The organism is Mycobacterium sp. SMC-18, assembly GCF_045310895.1.
Lineage (GTDB): Bacteria > Actinomycetota > Actinomycetes > Mycobacteriales > Mycobacteriaceae > Mycobacterium.
Map to the genome: position 1 here is coordinate 168,492 of NZ_JBJIAL010000007.1, position 26,287 is coordinate 194,778.

The 26,287-nt window shown below is 68.4% G+C and carries 14 protein-coding genes; 12 read left to right on the forward strand and 2 right to left on the reverse strand.

The window, feature by feature from the left end:
- Positions 1-16: 16 nt before the first annotated feature.
- Positions 17-1,222 (forward strand): SPFH domain-containing protein, encoded by a 1,206-nt coding sequence (locus ACJH6J_RS08955; RefSeq protein ID WP_244872557.1) that lies wholly within the window; start codon positions 17-19, stop codon positions 1,220-1,222.
- A gap of 2 nt (positions 1,223-1,224) precedes the next feature.
- Positions 1,225-1,587, forward strand: coding sequence for a DoxX family protein (locus tag ACJH6J_RS08960; protein WP_318984597.1), 363 nt, complete (start codon positions 1,225-1,227; stop codon positions 1,585-1,587).
- Here ACJH6J_RS08960 and ACJH6J_RS08965 read toward each other — a convergent pair whose 3' ends face one another.
- A complete protein-coding gene (locus tag ACJH6J_RS08965) occupies positions 1,588-2,310 on the reverse strand; it encodes a TVP38/TMEM64 family protein (RefSeq protein WP_212811505.1) in 723 nt (240 codons plus the stop codon).
- Positions 2,311-2,533: 223 nt separating this feature from the next.
- On the opposite strand from ACJH6J_RS08965, the gene mutA reads away from it, so the two are divergent.
- The 8 genes from mutA to ACJH6J_RS09005 all read left to right on the forward strand — a co-directional run bounded on the left by mutA (position 2,534) and on the right by ACJH6J_RS09005 (position 20,576).
- Positions 2,534-4,372, forward strand: a complete 1,839-nt coding sequence (gene mutA, locus ACJH6J_RS08970) for a methylmalonyl-CoA mutase small subunit (protein WP_318984599.1) — start codon at positions 2,534-2,536, stop codon at positions 4,370-4,372.
- A gap of 2 nt (positions 4,373-4,374) precedes the next feature.
- Positions 4,375-6,624: a methylmalonyl-CoA mutase gene (gene scpA / locus ACJH6J_RS08975; protein WP_318984600.1), complete on the forward strand. Its 2,250-nt coding sequence runs from the start codon at positions 4,375-4,377 to the stop codon at positions 6,622-6,624.
- Positions 6,625-6,634: 10 nt separating this feature from the next.
- Positions 6,635-7,609, forward strand: coding sequence for a methylmalonyl Co-A mutase-associated GTPase MeaB (gene meaB, locus ACJH6J_RS08980; RefSeq protein WP_212811502.1), 975 nt, complete (start codon positions 6,635-6,637; stop codon positions 7,607-7,609).
- 357 nt (positions 7,610-7,966) lie between these two features.
- Positions 7,967-9,259 carry a serine hydrolase domain-containing protein gene (locus tag ACJH6J_RS08985; RefSeq protein ID WP_212811501.1) on the forward strand — a complete coding sequence of 431 codons (1,293 nt, stop codon included), beginning with the start codon at positions 7,967-7,969 and terminating at the stop codon, positions 9,257-9,259.
- A gap of 623 nt (positions 9,260-9,882) precedes the next feature.
- Positions 9,883-16,158 carry a sulfolipid-1 biosynthesis phthioceranic/hydroxyphthioceranic acid synthase gene (pks2, locus tag ACJH6J_RS08990; RefSeq protein ID WP_135355966.1) on the forward strand — a complete coding sequence of 2,092 codons (6,276 nt, stop codon included), beginning with the start codon at positions 9,883-9,885 and terminating at the stop codon, positions 16,156-16,158.
- Between the two features lie 63 nt (positions 16,159-16,221).
- Positions 16,222-17,691 carry a condensation domain-containing protein gene (locus tag ACJH6J_RS08995; RefSeq protein WP_406803826.1) on the forward strand — a complete coding sequence of 490 codons (1,470 nt, stop codon included), beginning with the start codon at positions 16,222-16,224 and terminating at the stop codon, positions 17,689-17,691.
- A gap of 3 nt (positions 17,692-17,694) precedes the next feature.
- The gene (locus ACJH6J_RS09000; protein WP_406802010.1) at positions 17,695-19,107 is read left to right on the forward strand and encodes a hypothetical protein; all 1,413 of its coding nucleotides are present in this window, start codon (positions 17,695-17,697) and stop codon (positions 19,105-19,107) included.
- 74 nt (positions 19,108-19,181) lie between these two features.
- On the forward strand, positions 19,182-20,576 hold the full coding sequence (locus ACJH6J_RS09005; RefSeq protein WP_406802009.1) for a hypothetical protein: 1,395 nt from the start codon (positions 19,182-19,184) through the stop codon (positions 20,574-20,576).
- A 21-nt stretch (positions 20,577-20,597) separates the two neighbouring features.
- Here the strand turns inward: ACJH6J_RS09005 and ACJH6J_RS09010 are convergent, their stop codons facing one another.
- Positions 20,598-21,839 carry a glycosyltransferase gene (locus tag ACJH6J_RS09010; protein WP_406774651.1) on the reverse strand — a complete coding sequence of 414 codons (1,242 nt, stop codon included), beginning with the start codon at positions 21,837-21,839 and terminating at the stop codon, positions 20,598-20,600.
- 219 nt (positions 21,840-22,058) lie between these two features.
- On the opposite strand from ACJH6J_RS09010, the gene ACJH6J_RS09015 reads away from it, so the two are divergent.
- Positions 22,059-25,256 (forward strand): RND family transporter, encoded by a 3,198-nt coding sequence (locus tag ACJH6J_RS09015; RefSeq protein ID WP_406774650.1) that lies wholly within the window; start codon positions 22,059-22,061, stop codon positions 25,254-25,256.
- A gap of 150 nt (positions 25,257-25,406) precedes the next feature.
- Positions 25,407-26,246, forward strand: a complete 840-nt coding sequence (locus ACJH6J_RS09020) for an FkbM family methyltransferase (RefSeq protein ID WP_406803827.1) — start codon at positions 25,407-25,409, stop codon at positions 26,244-26,246.
- The last annotated feature ends 41 nt before the right edge of the window (positions 26,247-26,287 follow it).

Here is a 26,287-nt window from a genome sequence, read left to right on the forward strand (position 1 = left end):
GCAAGGGGAGCTGAAATTGACTGGTGCACTTGTCCTTCTGCTGATCCTGGTGGCGTTTGCCATCGTGGTGGTGGTCAAATCGGTGGCGCTGATCCCGCAGGCGGAAGCGGCCGTCATCGAGCGGCTGGGCCGCTACAGCAAGACCGTCTCGGGGCAGCTGACGCTGCTGCTGCCGTTCATCGACAAGATCCGGGCCCGCGTGGATCTGCGTGAGCGGGTGGTGTCGTTCCCGCCGCAGCCGGTGATCACCGAGGACAACCTGACGGTCAACATCGACACCGTCGTCTACTTCCAGGTGACCAGCCCGCAGGCCGCGGTGTACCAGATCAGCAACTACATCGTCGGCGTCGAGCAGCTGACCACCACGACGCTGCGCAACGTCGTCGGCGGCATGACGCTGGAGCAGACGCTGACCTCGCGTGACCAGATCAACGCCCAGCTGCGCGGCGTGCTCGACGAGGCCACCGGCCGGTGGGGTCTGCGCGTCGCGCGCGTCGAGCTGCGCAGCATCGACCCGCCGCCGTCGATCCAGGACTCGATGGAGAAGCAGATGCGCGCCGACCGCGAGAAGCGCGCCATGATCCTGACCGCCGAGGGCGCCCGGGAGGCGTCCATCAAGCAGGCGGAGGGGCAGAAGCAGTCACAGATTCTGGCGGCCGAGGGTGCGAAGCAGGCGGCGATCCTGGCCGCCGAGGCAGACCGGCAGTCGCGCATCCTGCGCGCGCAGGGTGAGCGGGCCGCCCAGTACCTGAACGCGCAGGGCCAGGCCAAGGCCATCGAGAAGACGTTCGCGGCCATCAAGGCCGGCCGGCCGACGCCCGAGCTGCTGGCCTACCAGTACCTGCAGACGCTGCCGCAGATGGCCAAGGGCGAGGCCAACAAGGTGTGGGTGGTGCCCAGCGACTTCGGTTCGGCGCTACAGGGTTTCACCAAGCTGCTCGGCGCCCCGGGGGAGGACGGCGTGTTCCGCTACACGCCGTCGCCGGTCGACGAGGCCCCCGCCAAGGATGACGACGACGAGGTCGCCGACTGGTTCTCCACCCAGACCGATCCGGCCATCGCGCAGGCGGTGGCAAAGGCGGAAGCCGAGGCCCGCACGCCGGTGCAGCAGCCCGGCTACGGCGTCCCGTCGGTGCCGGTGCCCCCGGCCCCGCCGACGCAGCCGCTCGAGGCGCGTCCGTTCCCCGAAATCGACCCGCCCGCCGGGCAGCACTCGAGGTGACCATGAGCCTGTTGACGTCCCGCCGCACCTACACCGCGCTGGCGCTTCTGATGGCCGGCGACGCGGCGGCGTGTGCCGTGCCCGTCGCACCCATCGAGAAGGCCCTGAACGGCGTGCACTTCCCGCTGGAGTACCGGTGGATCCTCGTCGGCTCCAAGGCGGCGGCTGCCGTGGGCCTGCTTGCCGGACAACGTAATTCGGCCCTGGCCCGGCTGACCACCGCGATGCTGGCGCTGTACTTCACGCTGGCCGTCGGCGCACACATCAGGGCCCACGACAAGCCGGTGAACGCGGCGCCGGCCGTGCTGTTCCTGGCGCTGTTCACCGCGATGACGGCGAAGGGTCTGCCCGAGCGCGAGTCGTAGTCAGCTGTGCGCGTCGACCGGGTGCTGCGCGGCGTGGGCGCGGCGGTGCAGCCGGATCTCGTAGATCAGCCCGCAGATCCCGATGGTCGCGGTGCAGGCCGACACGACCAGCAGCGACGGCCGGATCTGTCCGGTGAGGGCGTCGCCCAGGATGACGACGGCCGCGGTACCGGGCAGCAGCCCGAAGAACGTCGCGAATGCGTACGGCACCACCCGGACCGATGAGGCCCCGGCGGCGTAGTTGAGCACCGAGAACGGCACCGCCGGGATCATGCGCATCGACAGGATCGCCGCCCAGCCGCGTTCCTTGAGTCGCGCGTCGAGGCTGTCGATGTGCTTGTGCGACAGCTTGCTCAACTGCCAGCCGAGCACGCGCACCAGCCAGAGCGCGATCAACGCGCTCAGCGTGCTGGCAATGACGGCCAGTGTGACGCCGAGGGCGGAGCCGAACAGCAGGCCTGCGGCGAGGGTGAACGCGGTGCGCGGGAACGGCAGCACCGTGACGACGGTGTGCGCGAGCAGGAACGCCAGCGGGAACCACGGCCCGGCGGCGGCCGCCCAGTCGCGCATCTGCACCGCGTTGGGCAACGGCACCCAGATGGCGATTGCGACAAGAATCACAATTGCCGCCCCGATGCCCACGGCCCGTCGCAGCGGCATCTGTGCCGCAGTGGCCTGCACGGCGGACAGGACCGTGCGCAGCGCGCTGACAACGGAGTTCACGTGTTCCAAGGGTACGGGTTGACCGCCCGATCATCGCTGTCAGGAGCGGGCCCATGCGACGTTCGAGCGCCCTGACCCGTCGCTGTCCGGGGTATGCGCAACCGGTGTGCGGTGGAGCTACTGGGTAGTAGCGACCTGCGTGATTTAGCCTGAAAATCAAGTGTGATAGGCATTTCTGCATGCAGTGCCAGATGTCTGATGGCCGAAAGATTGGGAGTCGCCGGTGACTGTCGACGCGTCCACCGTTCGGGACCGCTACGCGCGGTGGCAAGAGAACGTCGCCGGTGTGCTCGCCAAGAGCACGCGCAAGGCTGTCGAGGATCTGCCTGCCGAACCCGAGCGTTTGCTCGATTCACCCACGTACGACGGTTTCCCGGTCCGTCCGCTCTACACCAGCCTGGACGGCTTGGCCGAGCCCGCGCTGCCCGGACACTGGCCGTTCACCCGCGGCGGTGACGCCCACCGCGACGTGCTCGCCGGCTGGAAGGTGGCCGAATCCTTCCCGATCGCCAGCGATGCCGACGTCGCCACGGTCAACGGTGCCATCCTGCTCGCCCTGACCGACGGCACGAGCGCCCTCGAGGTCCGGGTCGGTTCGGGCGGCGTGCCCGTCGACCAGCTCGACCGCGTATTCGAGGGCGTCTTCCTGGATCTGGTTCCGGTGCTCCTGGATGCCGGTGCCGACCTGGCGGCCGCCGCTGACCAGCTGCTCACGCTGGTCAAGCCGTTCGACGCCGACCAGCGTGCCCGGCTGTCGATCGACCTGGGTGCCGACCCGCTGACCGCGCCGCTGTCCGGCCGCGCTGCCGCGACCGACGCCGACGTCGTCGCCACCGCCGCGAAACTGACCGAGTACGACGGGGGAGTGCGCGCCGTCACGGTCGACGCCGCCGCGCTGCACAACCTCGGCGCGAGTGCCTCGCTGGAGCTGGCGGGCGCCATCGCCGCCGGTGTGGCGTACCTGCGTCTGCTCACCGAGAGCGGACTGTCGGCCGCCGACGCGCTGCGGCAGCTCAGCTTCCGCTTCGCCGCCGACGACGACCAGTTCGCCACCATCGCCAAACTCCGTGCGGCGCGCCGGCTTTGGGCCCGCGTGGCGGAGGTCGTCGGCGCACCGGACGCCGGCGCCGCGACCATCCACGCCGTCACCTCGAAGGCCATGATGTCGCAGCGTGACCCGTGGGTGAACATGCTGCGCACCACCCTCGCCGCGTTCGCCGCCGGCGTCGGTGGCGCCGACACCGTGCTGGTCGAGACGTTCGACGCCGCCATCGACGGTGGATTGCCCGGCACGGCAGTCACTTTCAGCCGCCGCATGGCGCGCAACACCCAGTTGCTGCTGCTCGAGGAGTCGCACCTGGGTCGCGTCGTCGACCCGTCGGGCGGCTCGTGGTTCGTCGAGGACCTCACCGACCAGCTGGCGCAGCGGGCCTGGGCGAAGTTCCAGGAGCTGGAGTCGCTGGGCGGTTTCGTCGCGGCCCGTGATCAGTTGAGCGCCCAGATCGCCGAGGTCGCGGCCCGTCGCGCCGACGACATCGCACACCGGCGCACGGCGCTCACCGGCGTCAACGAATTCCCGAACCTCGCGGAAAGCCCGCTCGCACAGACGGATTCGTTCCCCGGCGTGGTGCGCTACGCCGCGGCTTTCGAAGCGCTGCGCAACCGTTCCGATGCGTACCTGGCCAAGACCGGCAAGCGACCGCAGGCCGTGCTGCTGCCGGTCGGCCCGCTCGCCGAGCACAACATCCGCACCACGTTCGCCGCGAACCTGCTGGCTTCCGGCGGCATCGAGGCCGTCAACCCCGGCACCGTCGACGCCGCGGGTGTCGCGGCGGCGGCCGCGGGCCAGGTGGCCGCGGTGGTCTGCGGCACCGACGCCCGGTACGCCGACGAGGCGAGCGATGTCGTCAAGGCCGCCCGCGCGGCCGGCGTCGCGCACGTGTACCTGGCCGGGCCGGAGAAGGCCGTCGCGGACGCGACCGACAAGCCCGACGAATACCTGACCATGAAAATCGATGCCGTCGAAGCGCTTTCGACCCTGCTCACCCGATTGGGGGCATGACAATGACCGCTTCTGACGTGACCACCATCGGTAGTTTCGCCGACGTCCCGCTGCACGGAGAAAGCCCGGTAGCGCCGTCCTCCAGCGCCGTTGACGCCCACGTCGCCGACGCCGCGCAGGCGCACGGCTACACCGCGGAGCAGCTCACCTGGTCGACGCCCGAGGGCATCGACGTCAAGCCGATGTACATCGCCGAAGACCGTGACGCCGTCGCCGCGGCCGGTTATCCGCTGGACAGCTTCCCGGGCACCCCGCCGTTCATCCGCGGGCCGTACCCGACCATGTACGTGAACCAGCCGTGGACCATCCGTCAGTACGCCGGGTTCTCCACCGCCGCCGAGTCGAACGCGTTCTACCGCCGCAACCTGGCCGCCGGCCAGAAGGGCCTGTCGGTCGCGTTCGACCTCGCCACCCACCGTGGCTACGACTCGGACCACCCGCGCGTCCAGGGTGACGTCGGAATGGCCGGTGTGGCAATCGATTCGATCCTCGACATGCGCCAGCTGTTCGACGGTATCGACCTGGGCAGCGTCAGCGTCTCGATGACGATGAACGGTGCCGTGCTGCCGATCCTCGCGCTCTACGTCGTGGCCGCCGAGGAACAGGGTGTGCCGCCGGAGAAGCTGGCCGGGACCATCCAGAACGACATCCTCAAAGAGTTCATGGTCCGCAACACCTACATCTATCCGCCGAAGGCGTCGATGCGGATCATCTCGGACATCTTCGGCTACACCAGTACCAAGATGCCGAAGTTCAACTCGATCTCCATCTCGGGCTACCACATCCAAGAGGCCGGGGCCACAGCGGATTTGGAGCTGGCGTACACGCTGGCCGACGGTGTCGAGTACATCAAGGCCGGCCTCGACGCGGGCCTGGACATCGACAAGTTCGCGCCGCGGCTGTCCTTCTTCTGGGGCATCGGCATGAACTTCTTCATGGAGGTGGCCAAGCTGCGCGCCGGCCGTCTGCTGTGGAGCGAGTTGGTCGCCGAGTTCAGCCCCAAGAGCGAGAAGTCGCTGTCGCTGCGCACGCACTCGCAGACCTCGGGCTGGTCGCTGACGGCGCAGGACCCGTTCAACAACGTCGCGCGCACCTGTATCGAGGCCATGGCCGCCACGCAGGGCCACACGCAGTCGCTGCACACCAACGCCCTCGACGAGGCGCTGGCGCTGCCCACCGACTTCTCGGCCCGCATCGCGCGCAACACCCAGCTGCTGCTGCAGCAGGAGTCGGGCACCACGCGGCCCATCGACCCGTGGGGCGGCTCGTACTACGTCGAGTGGCTCACCCACCAGCTCGCCGAGAAGGCCCGTGCGCACATCAAGGAGGTCGCCGAGCACGGCGGCATGGCGCAGGCCATCGGCGAGGGCATCCCGAAGCTGCGCATCGAAGAGGCCGCCGCACGTACCCAGGCCCGCATCGACTCCGGCGCCCAGACGGTGATCGGCGTCAACAAGTACCAGGTGGACGAGGACCAGGAGATCGAGGTCCTCAAGGTCGAGAACAGCCGGGTGCGGGCCGAACAGCTGGCCAAGCTCGAGCAGCTGCGGGCCGACCGCGACGAGGCCGCGACGCAGGCGGCACTGGCCGAATTGACCCGCGCCGCAGGCGAATCCGGTTCGGCAGGCGAGGACGGACTGGGCAACAACCTGATGGCGCTGGCCATCAACGCGGCCCGCGCCAAGGCCACCGTCGGTGAGATCTCCGACGCGCTGGAGAAGGTGTACGGCCGGCACCAGGCCGAGATCCGCACCATCGCCGGCGTCTACCGCGACGAGGTGGGGAAGACCGGAAACGTGAGCACCGCAACCGAATTGGTCGAGAAGTTCGCCGAGGCCGACGGCCGCCGCCCCCGCATCCTGGTGGCCAAGATGGGCCAGGACGGCCACGACCGCGGCCAGAAGGTCATCGCCACCGCGTTCGCCGACATCGGCTTCGACGTGGACGTCGGCTCGCTGTTCTCCACGCCCGACGAGGTGGCGCGGCAGGCGGCGGACAACGACGTGCACGTGGTCGGGGTGTCGTCGCTGGCGGCGGGTCACCTCACGCTGGTGCCCGCACTGCGCGACGCACTGGCCGAGGTGGGGCGTCCGGACATCATGGTCGTGGTCGGCGGCGTGATCCCGCCGGGCGACTTCGACGAGCTGTACGAGGCGGGCGCCGCGGCGATCTTCCCGCCCGGGACGGTGATCGCCGACGCCGCGATCGGCCTGTTGGGCAAGCTCGCCGAGCGGCTGGGTTACAAGCTCTGAGGTGGCGGGCATGACGACCCCGGTGCCCGAGCTCGCTGCCAGGATCCGGGCCGGCGATCGGGCGGCGCTGTCGCGTGCCATCACGCTGGTCGAGTCCACCCGGGCCGACCACCGTGATGCCGCGCAGCAGTTGCTGCTCGAACTGACCCCGGAGGCCGGCAGTGCGCTGCACGTCGGCATCACCGGCGTCCCCGGCGTCGGCAAGTCGACGACGATCGAAGCGCTCGGCATGCACCTCATCGAGCGGGGCCACCGCGTCGCGGTGCTGGCCGTCGACCCGTCATCGACCCGCACGGGCGGTTCGATCCTCGGCGACAAGACCCGGATGGCGCAGCTGGCCGTGCAGCCGGAGGCCTACATCCGGCCGTCGCCGACGTCGGGCACGCTCGGCGGGGTGGCCAAGGCCACCCGCGAGACCATCGTGCTGCTGGAGGCGGCCGGCTACGACGTGGTCCTGGTCGAGACCGTCGGCGTCGGCCAGTCGGAGGTGACGGTGGCCAACATGGTCGACACCTTCGTCTTCCTGACGCTGGCCCGCACCGGTGACCAGTTGCAGGGCATCAAGAAGGGCGTGTTGGAGCTCGCCGACGTCATCGTGGTCAACAAGGCCGACGGCGAGCACGCCGTCGAAGCCAAGGCCGCGGCACGGGAACTGTCCGGGGCGATCCGGTTGATCTATCCGCGCGAGACGTTGTGGCGGCCGCCGGTGCTGACCATGAGCGCACTGACCGGCGACGGTCTGGCGGCGATGTGGGACACCGTGCTCAAGCATCGTGAAACCTTGAGTGCGGCAGGCGAATTCGAGGCCCGGCGCCGGGCCCAGCAGGTCGACTGGACGTGGACCATGGTCCGTGACACGGTGCTGGACCGGGTGCTGTCGAATCCCGCCGTCAAGGCCAATCGCGACGAGGTGGAACGTCAGGTGCGCGAGGGTGAGCTGACGCCGGCGCTGGCGGCACAGCGCATCATCGACCTCGCGAATTGACTCCGGCCGAGCCCGGCCCGGGATTGCCGAACGGTTTGCCGGCGCAATAGGGGAATCGGCCGCACGGGTATTCGGGCCGACCGCTGGCGAAACCAATTTCGGCGCGGTGCCGTGGCCGGCCCGACATGCGGACAAAAATGCGATCCGGTGTTTCCGGCTACCTGACTTTTCTCCAGGCAGGCACCTTGACCACTGAGTTCGCCATCAGAACGCTTGCTCGGCAAGCGGTTACGCCGGCGTAAGTGCGATCTTGAAGTGGGTATACCGGACACGCCGAACCTGTGTATCCAGACTATTTAGCTAACAGATTGATAACGTCGGAGATGATCTGCGGCAGGCGCACGTCATCATTTGGTAATGACCAACGCTATTCGCCGGGAGCGCAACGTCGCGCCTCTCCGGTCCGCCGGCGGACCTCTTCCGCAGGGCGTCCACGGTGCCGCTGACCCCAACTTCGCAACTGTGGTGCGGGCGTTTTCCGCCCTGTTCCCCAGCCGATATCTGGGTGGCGGCGCCCTCTCGGTCTACCTCGACGGTGTTCCCGTCGTCGACGTGTGGACGGGGTGGGCCGACCGGTGGGGCCACCGGCCGTGGGACGCCGACACCGGCGCGATGGTGTTCTCGGCGACCAAGGGGTTGGCCTCGACCGTCATCCACCGACTGGCCGACCGGGGCCTGATCGAATACGACGCGCCCGTCGCCGAGTACTGGCCGGCCTTCGGGGCCAACGGCAAGGCCGGCGTGACGGTGCGGGAGCTGATGCGGCACCGCGCCGGGCTGTCGCAGCTGAACGGCGCGACGCGCGACGAGCTGATGGACCACCGCCTCATGGAGCGGCGGCTGGCCGCGGCTCCCATGAGCTGGATGAAGGGGCGTCCGGCGTACCACGCCATCACCTACGGCTGGCTGTTGTCCGGCCTGGCCCGCGCGGTCACCGGTCAGAGCATGCGGGAGCTGTTCCGCACCGAGCTCGCGGAGCCGCTCGGCACCGACGGTCTGCATCTCGGCCGCCCGGCCGCGGATGCGCCCACGCAGCCCGCGCAGATCATCGGCCCGCAGTTCCGCATCCGCAATCCGCTGTTCGACGCGGTGGCGCCGCACGTGGCGAGGTTGCCGTTCTCGGGCGGCTTCGGCTCGATGTACTTCACCGGCATGCGGTCCATGGCGCAGGGCGACACACCCTTGCTGGATGCCGAGATGCCGGGCGCCAACGGCGTGGCCACGGCTCGATCACTGGGACGCGTGTACGGCGCGATGGCCAACGGCGGCCAGATCGACGGGCTGCGGTTCCTGTCCGCGGGCACGGTGGCGCAGCTGCAGGGGACCGGCAGCGTTTTCCCCGACCTGGGCCTCGGCCTGCCCATGGATTTCAACCTCGGGTATCACGGCGTGCCGTTCCCGGGTGTCATGCCGGGGTTCGGGCACGTCGGCCTCGGCGGGTCGCTCGGATGGGCGGATCCGGACCGCGGTCTGGCTTTCGGCTTCGTGCACAACCGCCTGCTGACGCCGCTGATGCTGGCCGATCAGGCGGGTTTCGTGGCGCTCGCGGCAATGGTGCGGTACGGCGCGGCGCAGGCGCGCAGCAACGGCTTCTGCCGGGTCACGGAGTTCGGTGCGCCATACGCCGATCCAGCTCCGGTTGCGGGCTGACGGAGTTTGCGCGCGCGAGATATGCGTCCGCATCGGAAGCGATGCGGACCGCCCTGTGCACCGGACTTTCGAATACGCGCAGATGTCCGGCATGTTGATTTTTTGCCCGTATCGAGCGGAGTTCGTCACAGTAGATATTTCGTACCATGCGTATCGACCATTGCCGACAATACGATTTTATGGCCGCAGCCTGTAGTTCTACGATTTTCGCTGCGTTGCTCGAATTTCAATAACCATATCCGCGCAAACATTTGTGCTGCCGCAGGTCCTGTGCGGGCGCGGTGCTGGGGTGAACGATGTTCGCTACGGACCGCTATGCTTCCGCCCCGTGGCTGGTTCGAAATGGCTCCGAACCAAACCCCTGCGCAACGGCGCGCCGGGCGGGTTGGGCCTTCCGCAGCGAGTGTGCTGCGGATATCCGCTGCTGACGGTCGCCTGGTAGCGATTCGACCGAAACGGGTAGCCCCGAATCGGCGGATCAGTTAATTTGACCCGGTAGGATTTCGAGCCAGTTTGTTTAACGCGGCAAAGACGATTTCGCAGAGATTTTGAGCGCGGTCTGCAAAGCCACCCGGCACGGTGTGTCGGAGTCCGGCCGGACTGCACGGAGAGGCGGTAGCTAAGTGGGTGGGTCACCGACGACACCCGTCGCGATCATCGGCATGGCATGCCGGCTTCCCGGCGGCATCAGCTCGCCGGACGAGCTGTGGGAAGCCCTGCTGCGCGGTGACGACCTGGTTACCAAAGTTCCGCTGGAACGGTGGGACGCCGAGGAGTACTACGACCCGGAGCCCGGCGTGCCCGGCCGGTCGGTCTCCAAGTGGGGCGGTTTCCTCGACGACGTTGCCGGCTTCGACGCCGACTTCTTCAACATCAGCGACCGCGAAGCCACCGCGATCGACCCGCAGCACCGCCTGATCCTCGAAACCTCCTGGGAGGCCGTGGAACACGCGGGCATCGATCCGGCCACCCTGGCCGGCTCGCTCACCGGCGTCTTCGTGGGCATGACCCACGGCGACTACCAGCTGCTGGCCGCCGACGCCCACGCCATCGAGGGCCCGTACGGCTTCACCGGCAACAACTTCAGCCTGGCCTCGGGGCGCGTCTCGTACCACCTCGGCGCGCACGGCCCGTCGTACACGGTCGACTCGGCCTGTTCGTCCAGTCTCCTCGCGATCCACAACGCGTGCCGCAGCCTGCACGACGGCGAGAGCGACGCCGCCCTCGCCGGTGGTGTGTCGATCATGCTGGAGCCGCGCAAGATGTCCTCGGGTTCGGCCCAGGGCATGCTGTCGCCGACCGGCCACTGCCACGCCTTCGACGTCGCCGCCGACGGCTTCGTCTCCGCCGAGGCGTCGGTCATGTTCATGCTGAAGCGCCTGGACGACGCGCAGCGCGACGGCGACCGCGTCCTCGCGGTCATCCGCGGCACGGCGAGCAACCAGGACGGCCACACGGTCAACATCGCGACCCCGGGCGCGGACGCCCAGGTCGCCGTCTACCGGCGGGCGCTGGACCTCGCCGCCATCGATCCCGCCACCGTCGGGTACATCGAGGCGCACGGCACCGGAACTCCCGTCGGCGATCCGATCGAATACTCAAGTCTGGCAACGGTTTACGGCAAGCAGGGGCCCGTCGTGCTGGGCTCGGTCAAGACCAACGTCGGGCATGCGCAGTCGGCGTCGGGTGCGGTCGGCCTGTTGAAGACCGTCCTGGCCCTGCAGCACGGCGTGGTGCCGAAGAACCTCTACTTCAACGAGATGCCCGCCGAGATGGCGGCCATCGACACCGGGCTGTTCGTGCCGACGGACCTCGTGCCGTGGCCGGCGACCGCCGACCACCCGCGCCGCGCCGCCGTGTCCGCCTACGGCCTGTCCGGCACCAACGTGCACGCCGTCGTCGAGCAGGCGCCGGCCGAGTCGTCGCCGCGCGTCGTCGGGTCCGAAGGACAGGGGCTCGGCGGCAAACTGCTGTTCCCCGTGTCGTCCACCTCGGCCGAGGAGCTGCGCCGCACCGCCGGCAAACTGGCCGACTGGGCCGCCGCCCAGGGCGAGGCCCTCGACCTGGCCGACACCGCCTACACGCTCGCGCGTCGCCGCGCCCACCGGCCGGTGCGCGCTGCCGTCCTCGCCGAGGACGCCGCCGGCCTGATCCAGGCGCTCCGTGACGTCGCCGACAGCGAGACCCCGTACCAGGCCGCGGCCGGTAAGGGTGACCGCGGCCCGGTGTGGGTGTTCTCGGGTCAGGGTTCGCAGTGGGCGGCCATGGGCGCCGGCCTGCTGGCGGCCGAGCCCGCATTCGCGGCCGCCATCGCCGAGATCGAGCCGCTCATCGAGGCGGAGTCGGGCTTCTCGATCACCGAAGCCATCACCGCCGGTGAGACGGTGACCGGCATCGACCGCATCCAGCCCGCCGTGTTCGCGATCCAGGTGGCGCTGGCCGCCACGCTGCGGTCCTACGGTGTGCAGCCCGGCGCGGTCATCGGCCACTCGATGGGTGAGTCCGCCGCCGCCGTCGTCTCCGGCGCGCTGTCGCTCGAAGACGGCGTGAAGGTGATCTGTCGCCGGTCGAACCTGATGCTCAAGGTGTCGGGCTCCGGCGCCATGGCCTCGGTGGAGCTGCCGGCCCAGCAGGTGCTCTCCGAGCTGGGCGCCCGCGGCGTGAGCGACGTCGTGCTCGCCGTCGTCGCCTCGCCGCAGTCGACCGTCGTCGGTGGTGACAAGGACGCCATCCGCGCCCTGGTCAAGGAATGGGACGAGCGTGGCGTGATGGCCCGCGAGGTCGCCGTCGACGTCGCGTCGCACACCCCGCAGGTCGACCCGATCCTGGACGAGCTCGCCGACGCCCTCGAGGACCTCGAGCCCGACGAGCCGGCGGTGCCGTACTACTCGGCCACGCAGTACGACCCGCGCGACCCCGCGGACTACGACGCGGACTACTGGGTCGACAACCTGCGCCACACCGTGCGCTTCGGTGCGGCCGTGCAGGCCGCGCTCGACGACGGCTTCCGGGTGTTCATCGAGCTGGCCCCGCACCCGCTGCTGGTGCACGCGGTCAACCAGAACGCCGCGCACCAGGACATCGGCATCGCCGCCCTGGCCGCGATGCGTCGCGAACAGGACGTGCCGAACGGTCTGCGCGATGTCGTCGCCGATCTGCACACCGCCGGTGCCGCCATCGACTTCTCGGTGATCTACCCGGACGGCGTGCTGGTCGACGTACCGCTGCCGACCTGGACCCGCAACCACCTGATCCTCACGCGTGATCCGCACGAGCAGGCCCCCGGCGGTGCGTCACTGGCGGTGCACCCGCTGCTCGGCGCACACGTGCGGCTGCCGGAGGAGCCCGAGCGGCACGTCTGGCAGTCCGACGTGGGTACCGGCGTGCAGCCCTGGCTGGGTGACCACCAGGTGCACAACGTCGCGGCGCTCCCGGGTGCGGCGTACTGCGAGATGGCGCTCGGCGCGGCCCGCGAGGTGCTGGGCGAGGCCTCCGAGGTCCGCAACGTGTCGTTCGAGGCCATGCTGCTGCTCGAGGAGGAGACCGCCGTGTCGGCGGTCGCCACCGCCGTCCCGTCGGGCGACATCGACTTCCTGGTCGAGACCTACCAGGACGGCGAGCAGGTGCGCCGTGCGGCCGCGACGCTGCACGCCATCGAAGACGACGCCTCCCGGCCGAGCTACAACCTGGCCAAGCTGGTCGCCGCCCACACCGAAGACGTCGACGGTGGTGACCTGCGTGCCTGGTTCGCCGAGCGGGGCATCCAGTACGGCCCGGCGTTCTCCGGTCTGACCGCGGCGCACACGACCGCGGGCACCACGGTGCTCGCCGCGGTCGCGCTGCCCGGTGCCATCCGGTCGCAGCAGAGCGCCTACACCGTGCACCCCGCACTGCTCGACGCCTGCTTCCAGGCGGTGGCCGCGCATCCCGATCTGCACGGCGACACCACCGGCGCGCTGATGCTGCCGCTGGGCGTCGGCAAGCTGCGGGCCTACGAGTCGACCCGCAACGCGCACTACTGCTACGTCAAGCTCGTCAGCCTCTCGCCGACCGCGGTCGAAGCCGACATCGACGTGCTCGACGAGAACGGCGCGGTGCTGCTGGCCGTGAGCGGCCTGCGGCTCGGCACCGGCGTGTCCGAGGAGGGCCAGCGCGAGCGGCTGCTCAACGAGCGCCTGCTGAACATCGAGTGGCGCAGCCAGGACGCGCCGGTCGCCAACGTGGTCGATCCGGGTCGCTGGCTGCTGATCTCGGCCGCCGCCGACGCGGACAGCCTGACCGAGAAGCTCTCCGAGGTGCTGCAGTCCGACGAGGCCGACGTCTCCACCATGGCGTGGCCGGCCGACGCCGACCACGCGTCCAACCTGGAGTCGCTGCAGGAGACGCTGACGGCCAAGCCGTTCAAGGGCGTCGTCGTCGTCACCGGTGCCCCGGACGGCCCGGCGGCCTCGGCGTCGCTGTCCACCGCACAGCGTGGCGTGGCGCAGGTCGAGCAGCTCGTGCACATCGTGCGGGGTCTGCCGGACGTGCCGGGCCAGCCGGCGCGGCTGTACGTGCTCACCCGCGGTGCCCGCACCGTGGCGCCGGGCGACGTGGCCAACCTGGAGCAGGGCGGCATCCGCGGCTTCATCCGGGCGATCGGCATGGAGTACCCGGCGATGCGGCCGACGCAGATCGATCTCGACGTGCAGGCCGACGTGGCGCACGTCGCCGCCGAACTGCTGTCCGGCTCCGAAGAGGACGAGACGGCCTGGCGGTCGGGCGAGTGGTACACCGCGCGCCTGAACCTGAGCCAGCTGCAGCCCGAGGAACGTCGCACCACCGTCGTGCGGCCCGAGACCGACGGTGTGCAGCTGCAGATCCGGACCCCCGGTGACCTGTCGTCGGCGGAGCTGGCGGCGTACGAGCGCGTCGCTCCGGGACCGGGCCAGATCGAGGTGTCGGTCGCGGCGTCCAACCTCAACTTCGCCGACGTGCTGGTCGCCTACGGCCGGTACCCGAGCTTCGAGGGCCGGCTGCCGCAGCCGGGCGCGGACTTCGCCGGTGTGGTCACCGCGGTCGGCCCGGGTGTCACCGATCATCAGATCGGCGACCGGGTCGCGGGCATCTCGCTGACCGGTGCCTGGAAGACGTTCGTGACCTGCGACGCCAACCTGGCCGTGAAGATTCCGGACGACCTGCCCGAGGGCAGCGCGGCGGCGGTGCCCAGTGCGCACGCCACCGCGTGGTACGGCCTGCACAACCTGGCCCGTATCCAGGCCGGCGACAAGGTGCTGATCCACTCCGCCACCGGTGGTGTGGGCCAGGCCGCCATCGCCATCGCGCGGGCCGCGGGCGCCGACATCTACGCCACCGCCGGTAGCGAAGATCGTCGAAACCTGTTGCGCAGCTGGGGAATCCAGCATGTCTACGACTCGCGCAGCACCGCCTTCGCCGAGGAGATTCGTCGCGACACCGACGGCTACGGCGTCGACGTCGTGCTGAACTCGCTGCCCGGTGCGGCGCAGAAGGCCGGTGTCGAGCTGCTGACCTTCGGTGGCCGGTTCGTCGAGATCGGTAAGCGCGACATCTACGGCGACACCCGGATGGGCCTGTTCCCGTTCCGCCGGAACCTGTCGTTCTACGCGCTCGACCTGGCGCTGCTGACGCTGACCAACCCCGACATCACGCGCGGCATGCTCGAGACGATCTTCGGGCAGATCGCCGACGGTGTGCTGCCGGTGCCGGACACCACGCACTACCCGCTGGCCGAGGCCGCCACCGCCATCCGCGTGATGGGCGCGGCGGGCCACACCGGCAAGCTCGTGCTCGACATCCCGCACACCGGGGAGTTCGAGGCCGTGCTGTCGCCCGAGCACGCTCCCGTGTACCGGGCCGACGGCTCCTACATCGTCACCGGCGGTCTGAGTGGCCTGGGCCTGTTCCTGGCCGACAAGCTGGCCGCGGGTGGTTGCGGACGCATCGTGCTGAACGCGCGTTCGGAGCCGAGTGCGGCGACCGCGAAGGCCATCGAGGCCGTCCGGAGCAAGGGCGCCGAGGTCGAGGTGGTGCTGGGTGACATCGCAGCCGCCGACACCGCCGCGCGTCTGGTCGCCGCGGCCGAGTCGACCGGCAAGCCGCTGCGCGGCGTGCTGCACGGCGCCGCGGTGGTCGAGGACGCGACGTTGCCGAACATCACCGACGAGCTGATCGAACGCGACTGGGCGCCGAAGGTGTACGGCGCGTGGCACCTGCACGAGGCGACGGCCGGGTCCGAGCTGGACTGGTTCTGCTCGTTCTCGTCGGCTGCCGCCATGGTGGGCTCGCCCGGACAGGGTGCGTATGCGGCGGCGAACAGCTGGCTGGACGCGTTCACCCAGTGGCGCCGCGCGCAGGGGCTGGCGGCGACGGTCATCGCGTGGGGTGCCTGGGCCAAGATCGGCGCCGGGCAGGGCATGGCGGCCGACGAGGCCATGGCGATCGATCCGGAGGACGGCGCCTACGCGTTCGACGCGATCATCCGTCACGACCGCGCCTACGCCGGCTACGCGCCGGTGGCCGGGGCCGACTGGCTGGTGGCTTTCGCTCAGGCCAGCAAGTTTGCGGAGTCGTTCGCCAACATCGGGCGGGGTGGTGCGGGCACCAGCGAATTCCTCGCGGAGTTCCACGCCCTGTCGGAGGAGGAGCGGCCGGCTCGTCTGAGGCGCCTGATCACCGACGCTATGTCTATGATACTTAGGCGATCTGTCGATCCCGACCGTCCGTTGGCCGAGTACGGCCTCGATTCGCTCGGGGCGCTGGAACTGCGGACCCGTATCGAAGCTGAGACGGGAGTCCGGATCGGTTCGTCGGACATCACGAATGTCCGAGCACTGGCAGAACGCCTGGGGGAGGCGATTTCGACGGCGATTTCGACATGACGGGTCAGAGTAGGGCGTCACAGAAGCCGCGCGCTGAATTCACCGAAGCACAGGAGAGTGAACATGGTTGCGATTAGGACCATCCATGACTGGATGGGTTCCTCGGGTGTTCTGACTTCCTGGAACCCTTCGTCTGCATCGCTTGCCAAGCTGCGCAACGCACCGGTCAGCTCGGTACCGGTCAGCTATCAGCAGAGCCAGCACATCCGCGCGTTCCGTTCGCACGAGCGCAACGGCACGGACATGGCACGGCTGAACATCGCCGCATGGGACATGCCGGGCAAGTGCGACGTCCGGGCCATGACGCACGTCATCAACGCCTACGTGCGGCGGCATGACACGTTCCACAGCTGGTTCGAGCTGACGGAAGACGACGTCGTCGTCCGCCGGACGGCGAAGAGCCCGCGCGACATCAAGCTGGTGGCCACCGAGCACGGCGAGATGAACGCGCAGCAGTGGCGCGACCACGTCCTCGCGACGCCCGATCCGCTGCGGTGGGACTGCTTCCACTTCGGCATCATCCAGCGCGACGACCACTTCACCTTCTACTTCAGCATCGACCACGTGCACACCGATGCACTGCTGATGGGACTGGTGCTCGTCGAAATCCACCTGATGTATGCGGCTCTCGTCAGTGGCGCCCCGCCGATCCCGCTGGCCGACGCCGGCAGCTACGACGACTACTGCATCAAGCAGGCGGAGTTCACGTCGGCGCTGACGCTCGAGTCGCCGGAGGTCAAGGACTGGATCAAGTTCGCCGAGGCCAACGACGGCACCCTGCCGTGCTTCCCGCTGCCGCTCGGCGACCCGTCGGTGCCCTGCGGCGGTGAGATGCTGACGGTTCGGCTGATGGACAAGCACCAGTCGGAGCGGTTCGAGTCGGCCTGCCTGTCCGCGGGTGCCCGCGTCATCGGTGGCGTCATCGCGTGCGCGGCGCTCGCCGAGCACGAACTGACCGGCCGGCCGATCTACAACGTCATCACCCCGACCACGACGCGCCGCACCCCGGCCGAGTTCATGACGACGGGCTGGTTCACCGGCGTCGTGCCGATCAGCGTCCCGGTGGTGCCGGAGTCGTTCGGCGACACCGCCCGCGCCATGCAGAAGGCGTTCGACGCAGGCATGGACCTGGCACACGTCCCGTTCGAGCGCGTACTCGAACTGGCCGAGGGCAAGGTGCCGGGCATTCGCAAGGCCGACCCGGGCGTGCCGATGGTGTCGTACCTCGACACCAACCTGCCGCCGCTGTCGCCGGCGATCATGAACGAGTGGGAACGGCTCAACGGCCGCGTCTACAGCGACGCGCGCTCGGCGTACCAGATCGGCATCTGGGTGAACCGTTCCGAGAAGGAAACCTCGGTCACCATCGCCTACCCGGACAACCCCATCGCCCGTGAATCGGTGGACAAGTACCTGCACGCGATGCGCGCGGTGTACCTGCGGGTCGCCGACGGCGGTTCTGGTGCGGGACGTTCGGAAGCCTTGCGCCACAACGGTTGCCGCAGCGAACTGATTCGAGCTGTGAAGGGCTGAGTTGTGACGACCTCCACGCGCCCGCCGCGCGTGCCTTTGTTGCGCCGCTGGTTGGCAGACAACAACGACGGTGATGAGAGCCGCGTGCTCGACTACGTCGACCAGGCGATGTTCCTCGGCCTGCGGGCCACCGGCCAGGCCGCTGTCATGCAGTGCGTCTGGGTGTACGAGCATCCCGTCGACATGGAGGGCCTGCGCCGGTTCCACTACAACTTCGGTCACGGCCTGGCCGGTCGGCGCATCGAGCCGTCGATCCTGCCGTTCGGCCGGCACCGGTGGGTGTCATCGCTGGGGCCGCCGGCGCCGCTGCGGGTGTACGAGACCGTGCGTCCGCGGGCCGAGCTCGGCGACTTCCTCGACGAGCATGCGCAGATCCCCGTCGACCCGGAGTTCGGCCCGGCCTGGCACATGGGTGTGCAGCCGCTCGACGACGGCGCCACGGTCGTCAGCCTCGTCGGTTCACACTGCATCGGCGACGGCGGCGGTGCCATGCTGACGGTGTTCGAGTCGGTGACGGGCCAGCTGCGCGACCTCGGTCTGCCGCAGCCGCGGACCAGGTCGTCATGGCAGGCGTTGCGTGCCGACTTCCGCCAGACCTTCCGCGACCTGCCCGAACTCGGGCGCTCGATCAAATCGGCGGCCAAGCAGGCGTACCAGAAGCGCAGCGAGCTGCGGCGTTCCGGAAAGTCGGCGGCAGCCCACCTGGATGAGGCCAGCGCCAAGGAAAACCTGTTGGTGCCGGCGATCTGGGCGTTCATCGACGCCGCGGAGTTCGACGCGCGCGCCAAGGCGCTCGGCGGCAACAGCTACGCGCTGATCGCCGGGTTCGCGGCGCGGTTGTCCGAGCGGATGGGCCGGTTCAGCGAGGCCGAGGGCGTGGTGCCGCTGGTGGTGCCCATCAACGACCGCACGCTCGAGGACACCCGTGCCAACGCGGTGCTGATCGGTGATGCCCGCGTCAACCCGAAGGGCGTCGCCGAGGATCTGACGGAGACGCGGGCGGTCATCAAGGAAGCCCTGCGCAAGATGCGCGAGGAGCCCGACGAGAAGTTGGAGCTGCTGCCGCTGACGCCGTTCATCCCGAAGCGGGCCGTCATCCAGGCCGCGGACATCGCGGTCGGGTTCGGTGAGCTCCCGGTGTTCTGCTCGAACCTCGGTGTGCTGCCGGACGATCTGGCGCGTGTCGACGGGACACCCGCCGAATACGTCATGGCCCGCGGGGTCGACGGTCAGGTGCCGCGTGCGGTCATGGAGCACCGCAAGGGCATCCTCACCGTCATCTCGATGCAGCTGATCGGCCGGGTGTCGATGGCGGTCATCGGCTACCAGCCGGGCGCCGAGAACACCAAGGCGACGTTGCGTGCGCACGTGGAAGCGACGCTGGCCGAGTTCGGCCTCACCGCGGTCTACGAATAATCCGCGTAATCCCAAGTTCGACAACCGAATAACCGAAGTGAAGGGCCAGGTCTATTTTGTCCACTGATACCCGGTTGAACGAAACCGGCCGCGGCCGGTTCGCCAAGCTGCCCCCGGAACTGGACCGTCCGCAGGACCGGCTGGACTACATGGACGAGGCGACCTTCCTGTCGTACCGGGCCAGCGGTCGGGTCCAGGTCATGCTGGCGCTGTGGTTCTACGAAGGACCCGTCGACCTCGACGGCCTGCGCCGCTTCCACGATAACTTCGGCCGGAGCCTGGCGGCCCGGCGCATCGAGCGCTCGCCGCTGCCGTTCGGCCGGGCCCGCTGGGTGGCCGCGCCGGCCGTCGAGCGCCCGCTGGACATCGTCGAAACCGCCCGCCCGCGTTCGGAACTGACCGACTGGCTGGAGGAGCGGTCGCAGATCCCGATCGACCCGGAGCACGGTCCCGGCTGGCACCTGGGCGTCCAGAAGTTCAGCGACGGTTCGACGGGTGTCGCGCTGGCGCTGTCGCACTGCCTGATCGACGGCACCGGTGCGGTGGCCGCGATCATGGAGTCTGTGCTCGGGCAGGGCCGCGATCTGGGTTACGCCCAGCCGGGCTCCCGCACCCGCTGGCAGGGTCTGCGCGCCGACCTGCGTCAGGCGCGGCGGGACTGGCCCGAGGTCCGGCGCACGGTGGTGGCCGCCGCCAAGATGTTGCACCGCCGGCGTCACGAAATCTCCAAGTCCGGTGACACCCGGCCCGCGGTGACGGCAGGCAACCCCGACGAGTACGTGCTGCTGCCGTTCGCCGGCACCCACATCGACGTCGAGCAGTGGGACGCCAAGTGCGCCACGCTCGGCGGCAACACCTACTCCCTGGCGGCGGCATTCGCCGCCCGGCTCGGTGTGCGGATGGAACGGCATCGCAAGCACGACAACAACATTGCGCTCATGGTGGCCGTCAACGACCGGACCTCGATGGAGGACACCCGGGCCAACGCCATGGCGTTCGCCAATCTCACCGTCGATCCGACGCACGTCGCCAAGGACCTGACGGATCTGCGGGGCGCGCTGCGTACGTCCCTGTCGACGGCCAAGGAGCAGCCGGACGAGTCGTTCATCCTGCTGCCGCTGACGCCGTTCATCCCGCTGCGCGCGGTGAACAAGACGGCCGACCTGGTGCTCGGCGACATGCCGGTGACGTGCTCCAACTTCGCCGAGCTGCCGGACCTGATGTGCCGCCCGGACGGCGTCAACCAGGCGACGTTCCTGAACTGCTGGGGCGTCGAGCAGAAGGTCAAGCGGGCCGACATCGAGCGGCCCGGTGGCCTGCTGGTGGTCGCGTCCGGCCGCTACAACGGCCGGGTGAACCTCGGCATCGTCGGCTACCAGGTGGGGGCCGAGAACAGCCGGGCCATGCTGCGTGAACTCGTCCGCGAGACGCTCGAGGAATTCGACCTCACGCCGCTGACCATCTACTGACGGGCGGTCCCGCCCAGGCCCCTAACGGGCCTGGGCGGCCTTTTCCAGCAGATCCGCGGTGCGTGCGACGCTGTCCGCGGGCTTCGTCATGCGCGCGGCAGCGGCCCGCACCCGCTCGGCGCACTCCGGCTGCAGCGCGGTGCGCAGCGCGGACTTCAGCGACGCCGGCGTGGTCTTCGAGAACCGGCGTGATGCGCCCAGCCGCAGCTTCTTGACCTGCCCGGCCCACACCGGCTGGTCGGCACTGACCCACAGCACCACCGTCGGCACGCCGGCACGCAGCCCGGCCGCGGTGGTACCGGCGCCGCCGTGGTGGACCAGGGCCCGGCACAGCGGGAACACCGCGGCGTGGTTGACGGCACCGACCAGCTTCACGTGGTCGCCCAGTGTGGTGGTGTCCGGCAGATCCCAGACGCCCGAGCTGATCAGCGCCCGCTCGCCGAGCTCGGCACACACCGCGTCGATCATCGCGATGGCCTCGGCGGGGGATTCCACCGGCATACTGCCGAAGCCGAAATAGATGGGCGGCTTGCCATTTGCGATCCACGCCATCACGTCGGCGTCGGTGTCGGTCTGCAGCTCCATCGACATGGACCCGACGAGGGGCTTGGCGTCGCCGTATTCGGCCGCCAGGCCGGGGAACAGCACCTCGTCGTAGGCCTGGATTTCCAGGGCCCCACGGTCCTCGATGCGCCGGACCGCCCGCACGGTGGCCGGCGGCAGGCCCAGGGTGCGCCGCTGGATGTCCTCGGCCTCCTTGAGCATGCGCCAGTGGAACCACTCGCCGACGGCGAAGCCGCGGCGGATCAGCGGCAGCGGCAGCGGTACCGGCAGCACCTGGCTGTTGGGGCGGAACGGGAAGTAGTGCAGCGCGGCCAGCGGGATGTCGAAATGCTCGGCGACGTTGGCGGCCACCTCCTGATAGGTGGTCCCCGCGAGCAGCAGATCCGCGTCCGCGGCGACCTCCGTGAGAGTGGCACTCATGTCCTGCCAGCCCTGCGTCATGTAGTCCCGGAGTTCGCGGACGACACTCACGGGGTTCTTGATGCTCAAGTGGTCACGAAAGATGTCGGCATCCAGTTGCTGCTGAGAATCCACGCCGTAGCTGGCAGGCTCGGGAAGGCCCGCCGAGGCGACGAAGGAAACCAGATTCGGCGGCACCGCCATGCGAACTTCGTGGCCGCGGCGCAGCAATTCTCTGGCCACGGCGCCGCTGGGCTCGATGTCTCCACGCGTGCCATGAATGGCGATAGCAAACTTCACAGAATGCCACACATATCGGTCTGCCGCTGATCTCCGCATTGCTGGGGCATGAATGGCAACGAGGGCGCCGGATGCCCGTAGGCACGGCGGGGGGTAGGTGACTTCATCAGTGGCACACCCGATTACAGCATGGCGACAGCAATGCGGCTCTTTGGCGGCGTCGATATTGGGGTGCCGGTCGGTGCATCAGATCCGTTTGCGGCGTGTAGCCTGTCGGGGATGCTGAAACGTGCCAGGCCAAGCGGTGCTTTGGCACATGCGGGTTTCGCCGCACTCGGCAAGTTCGTGGTGCGGCGTCCCGTCGTGGTTTTGGCGTCCTGGGTCGGCATCGCAATCGTTCTTTTTCTCGCTCTTCCGACGTTGGTCGACGTGGCCAGCCGCCGCCCGCCGCCGTTCCTGCCGCCCGATTCGTCGACGCTGATCGCCAGCAACGCGATGAAGAACGCGTTCCGCGAGGCGGACGCCGGCAACATCGCGGTGGTCCTGCTGACCAACGACAAGGGCTTCAGCAAGGAAGACGAAGAGGTCTACCGGCGCCTGGTCGACAAGCTGAACGCCGACAAGACCAACGTCCGGTCCACGCAGGACTTCATCCACATCCCCGAGCTGCGCCAGGTGATGGCCAGCAAGGACGGCAAAGCGGTGCAGCTGCCCGTCAGCCTCGTCGGCAGCATGGGCACCGGTCCCGGCCAGCTGGCGTACCGCAATGCCAAGAAGACCATCGAAGAGGTGGTCAAGGGCAGCGACCTGACGCTGAACATCGTGGGTGCGTCGGCCACCTTCCAGGACATCAACGACATCGGTGCCCGCGATCAGCACATGATCGAGACGGCCACCGGCATCCTCGTCTTCTCGATCCTGATCATCGTGTACCGCAGCGTGGTCGCGATGTTGCTGCCGCTCGTCACCATCGGTGTCTCGCTCATCGTGGCGCAACAATTGGTGGCGGGACTGGGACTATTGGGTCTCGCGGTGGGACCGCAGACCCTGGTGCTGATGACCGGCATGATGATGGGTGCCGGGACCGACTACGCCATATTCCTGTTCAGTCGATATCAGGAGTTCATCAGACAAGGCGTCGCCACCGATCAGGCGCTGGTATCGGCGCTCACCTCGATCGGTGAAGTCATCGCCGGCTCGGCCGGCACCGTCGCGATCACGTTCCTGGCGCTCTCGTTCGCCACGCTCGGGGTGTTCGCCACCATCGGCCCGGCGCTGGCCGTGACCGTGCTGGTCGGCTTCCTCGCGTCCGTGACGATGCTGCCGGCGCTGATCGTCCTGGTCGGCCGCCGTGGCTGGATCAAGCCGCGCAAGGACATGACGGGCAAGTTCTGGCGTCGGTCCGGCGTCAACATCGTGCGCCGCCCGGTGACCCACCTGGCCGGCAGCCTCGCGGTGCTGCTGGCACTCGCCGGCTGCGCGACGATGGTCCGCTACAACTACGACAACCGCAAAGACCTCGACCCGGACGCGGCGAGCAACGTCGCCTACACGGCGCTGAACAAGCACTTCCCGATCAGTACGACGATGCAGCAGTTCATCCTGATCCAGTCGCCGCGTGACCTTCGTGCCCCGAAGTCGCTCGCCGACATGGAGCAGATGGCGCAGCGCGTCGCGCAGCTGCCGCACATCGACGCCGTCCGCGGTATCACGCGTCCCACCGGTGACGTCCTGGAGCAGGCCAAGGCGACCTACCAGGCCGGTGAGGTCGGCAGCAAGCTCAAGGACGCCTCGAACCTCATCAACGGCAATGACGCGCTGCTGCAGAAGCTGGTCGACGGCGAGTACCAGCTCGCCGATGCGCTCAACCAGATCCGTACGCAGGTGCTCGGCGGCATCGGCCCGGTGCGGCAGATGCTGACCCAGATGTCGGCGCTGCAGAAGCAGTACGGCGGCTCGAAGACGCTGGACGATCTCGACAAGTCGGCCAAGATGGTGTCCCAGATGACGTCGCTGGGCGACGCCGTCGGTGGGCAGCTGGTCCGCGTCGGCGATGTCTACAAGTGGTCCGGGAAAGCGCTCGAGACACTGAACGCGACGCCGTTCTGCAACTACTACCCGGCGTGCAACGACCTGAAGATCGGTCTGCAGAACGTCAACGAGGGCAACGACCCCGAGACCGTGCAGAAGGTCATCAACCTCGGCCACATGCTGCAGCAGTACAAGAGCGACCCCGGGATGGACGACAAGGTCCGCGGGATGGGCACCAACATCGAGAGCATCACCAGCCTGCTCAAGCAGCTGCGCCTGTACGACACCGCGGACCTGGAGCGGCGGCTGCAGCAGGCGGTCGACGGCGTCAACCTGCTGGCCGACTCGAGCAAGCAGCTCGCCGACGGTGTGAAGCTGCTGGTCGACCAGGTCCGCGGCATGGGCGGTGGCCTGAACCAGGCCTCGTCGTTCCTGCTCGGTATGCGCCGCGACGCCAACACCCCGCAGATGGCCGGTTTCTACGTGCCACCGGAGATCCTGAGCCGCAACGAGTTCGAGAAGGCCGCGACGCTGTTCGTGTCCCCGGACGGCCACACGGTGCGCTACCTGGTGCAGACGGCGCTGAACCCGTTCGGCACGGAAGCCATGGACCAGACCAACGCGATCGTGAAGGCGGCACAGACAGCACTGCCCAACACGACGCTGTCCGACGCCAAGGTGTCGATGGTCGGTCTGTCCGCGGTGAACCGCGACATCCGCGACTACTACAACAGCGACATCCAGTACATCGTCATCGTGACGCTGATCGTGGTGTTCCTGATCCTGGTGCAGCTGCTGCGGTCCGTCGTGGCACCGCTCTACCTGGTGCTGTCGGTGGTGCTGTCGTACGGTTCGGCGCTGGGCATCGGCGTGGTGTTCTTCCAGTTCATATTGGGCTACGACATCTCGTGGAGTGTGCCGGGTATCGCCTTCCTGGTGCTGGTGGCGGTCGGCGCCGACTACAACCTGCTGCTGATATCCCGAATACGTGACGAAGCGAAATGGGGCGTGCGCTCGGCGATCGTGAAAACGGTCGCCGCGACCGGCGGCGTCATCACCTCTGCCGGCCTGATCTTCGCGGCGTCGATGCTCGCGATGACCGTCAGTAGCATCCTGGGCGCCGTACAGCTCGGCTTCATCATCGGTGTCGGCCTGCTGCTGGACACGTTCATCGTCCGTACGGTGACCGTGCCGGCGACCGCGGCGCTGCTCGGTGACGCCAACTGGTGGCCGTCCAAGTCGCCGCGGCGCAAGCGGGAAGAGGCCGAGGAAGCAGAGGCCGCGGCTGCCACCGAACGGCTGCTGGCCGAGCGCAAGGCCCGCCGGGAGTCCGACGAGGTCGAACCGTGCCCGGAGTGCGGTTACGCGGCCACCTGTGACGCCTGCCAGATGACGACGGCCTTCGAGGCCGCCGGAGCGGTACAGCACCGCGGCTTCTTCGGCTGAGCCGCTGTCGAATTTCCGAGAAATTGAACTTTCTCGTCAATAAACCTGATTGAATTCCTGACGTCCGGCGGGGGAGTTCGGGGTCGATGTTCTGTGCGGCGACCAGATTCGCCCGCACCGCGACTCTGAAGAACAGGACATTCGATCGCCATGGAGCTCCGGAAATTCGTTGACGCATTGCGGCCACTCCCGGGATGGATCGGGGGTGGCATTCTCGACTGGTACCAGCTCGGGCTCAGAAAACCACGCGACGCGACCACCTATTACGGGGCGACCATTCATTGCGACCCCGTCGATTCAATTCAGCGGAGCATCATCAACTACGGCGTGTGGGAACCCGCCATTTCGCGCATCATCGAAAGCAGCCTAACGCCGGGAGATCTGTTCGTCGACATCGGCGCGAACATCGGCTACGACTCCCTGCTCGCGGCGACGCGGGCCGACGTCGTCGCCATCGAGGCGGCACCCCACATCTACCGAAAGATGTTGCGCAATCTGGAAAGTAACCCCGATCTCGCCGACCACGTCCGGCCCGTGAATGTTGCGGTTTCCGACCATGTGGGCGAACTGGACCTGTACGACTTCGGACCCCGCAACATCGGGGCCACCACGACGTTGCCGTCCCGGAAGGGAAAGAAATGCGCGACGGTCGCCGCGGCGCCGTTGCTGGATATTCTCGCGCCGGAGGAATTGGCACGTGTGCGCCTGATCAAGATGGATGTCGAAGGTGCTGAAACAACAATACTCAGCGATATTTTCGATCACATCGACGCGTTTCCCGAGAATATGAGCATCATCTTCGAAGCCAATCCCGAAGACGACCAGGCCGCTTTCGATGTGCTGTTCAAACGCATTCAGCAAAACTTCGCCGCCTACGAAGTGGAGAACGGCTACAGCAATGCCTGGTATCTCAAATGGAAAGCCGGTCCACTCAATGAATTGCACGCCGCACCGACGCGGCGCACCGATATTCTCCTGACCCGCGCATAGCGCCGGCGGCCGCCAGCGCGGACCAGGCCGCACGGTGCGCG

Bases quoted from the DNA above. Each gene is read 5' to 3' on its own strand.
- ACJH6J_RS08995 (WP_406803826.1), top strand. From the start codon at position 16,222: ATGGTTGCGATTAGGACCATCCATGACTGGATGGGTTCCTCGGGTGTT.
- ACJH6J_RS08960 (WP_318984597.1), top strand. From the start codon at position 1,225: ATGAGCCTGTTGACGTCCCGCCGCACCTACACCGCGCTGGCGCTTCTG.
- ACJH6J_RS09020 (WP_406803827.1), top strand. From the start codon at position 25,407: ATGGAGCTCCGGAAATTCGTTGACGCATTGCGGCCACTCCCGGGATGG.
- ACJH6J_RS08985 (WP_212811501.1), top strand. From the start codon at position 7,967: ATGACCAACGCTATTCGCCGGGAGCGCAACGTCGCGCCTCTCCGGTCC.
- ACJH6J_RS09015 (WP_406774650.1), top strand. From the start codon at position 22,059: ATGCTGAAACGTGCCAGGCCAAGCGGTGCTTTGGCACATGCGGGTTTC.
- meaB (WP_212811502.1), top strand. From the start codon at position 6,635: ATGACGACCCCGGTGCCCGAGCTCGCTGCCAGGATCCGGGCCGGCGAT.
- scpA (WP_318984600.1), top strand. From the start codon at position 4,375: ATGACCGCTTCTGACGTGACCACCATCGGTAGTTTCGCCGACGTCCCG.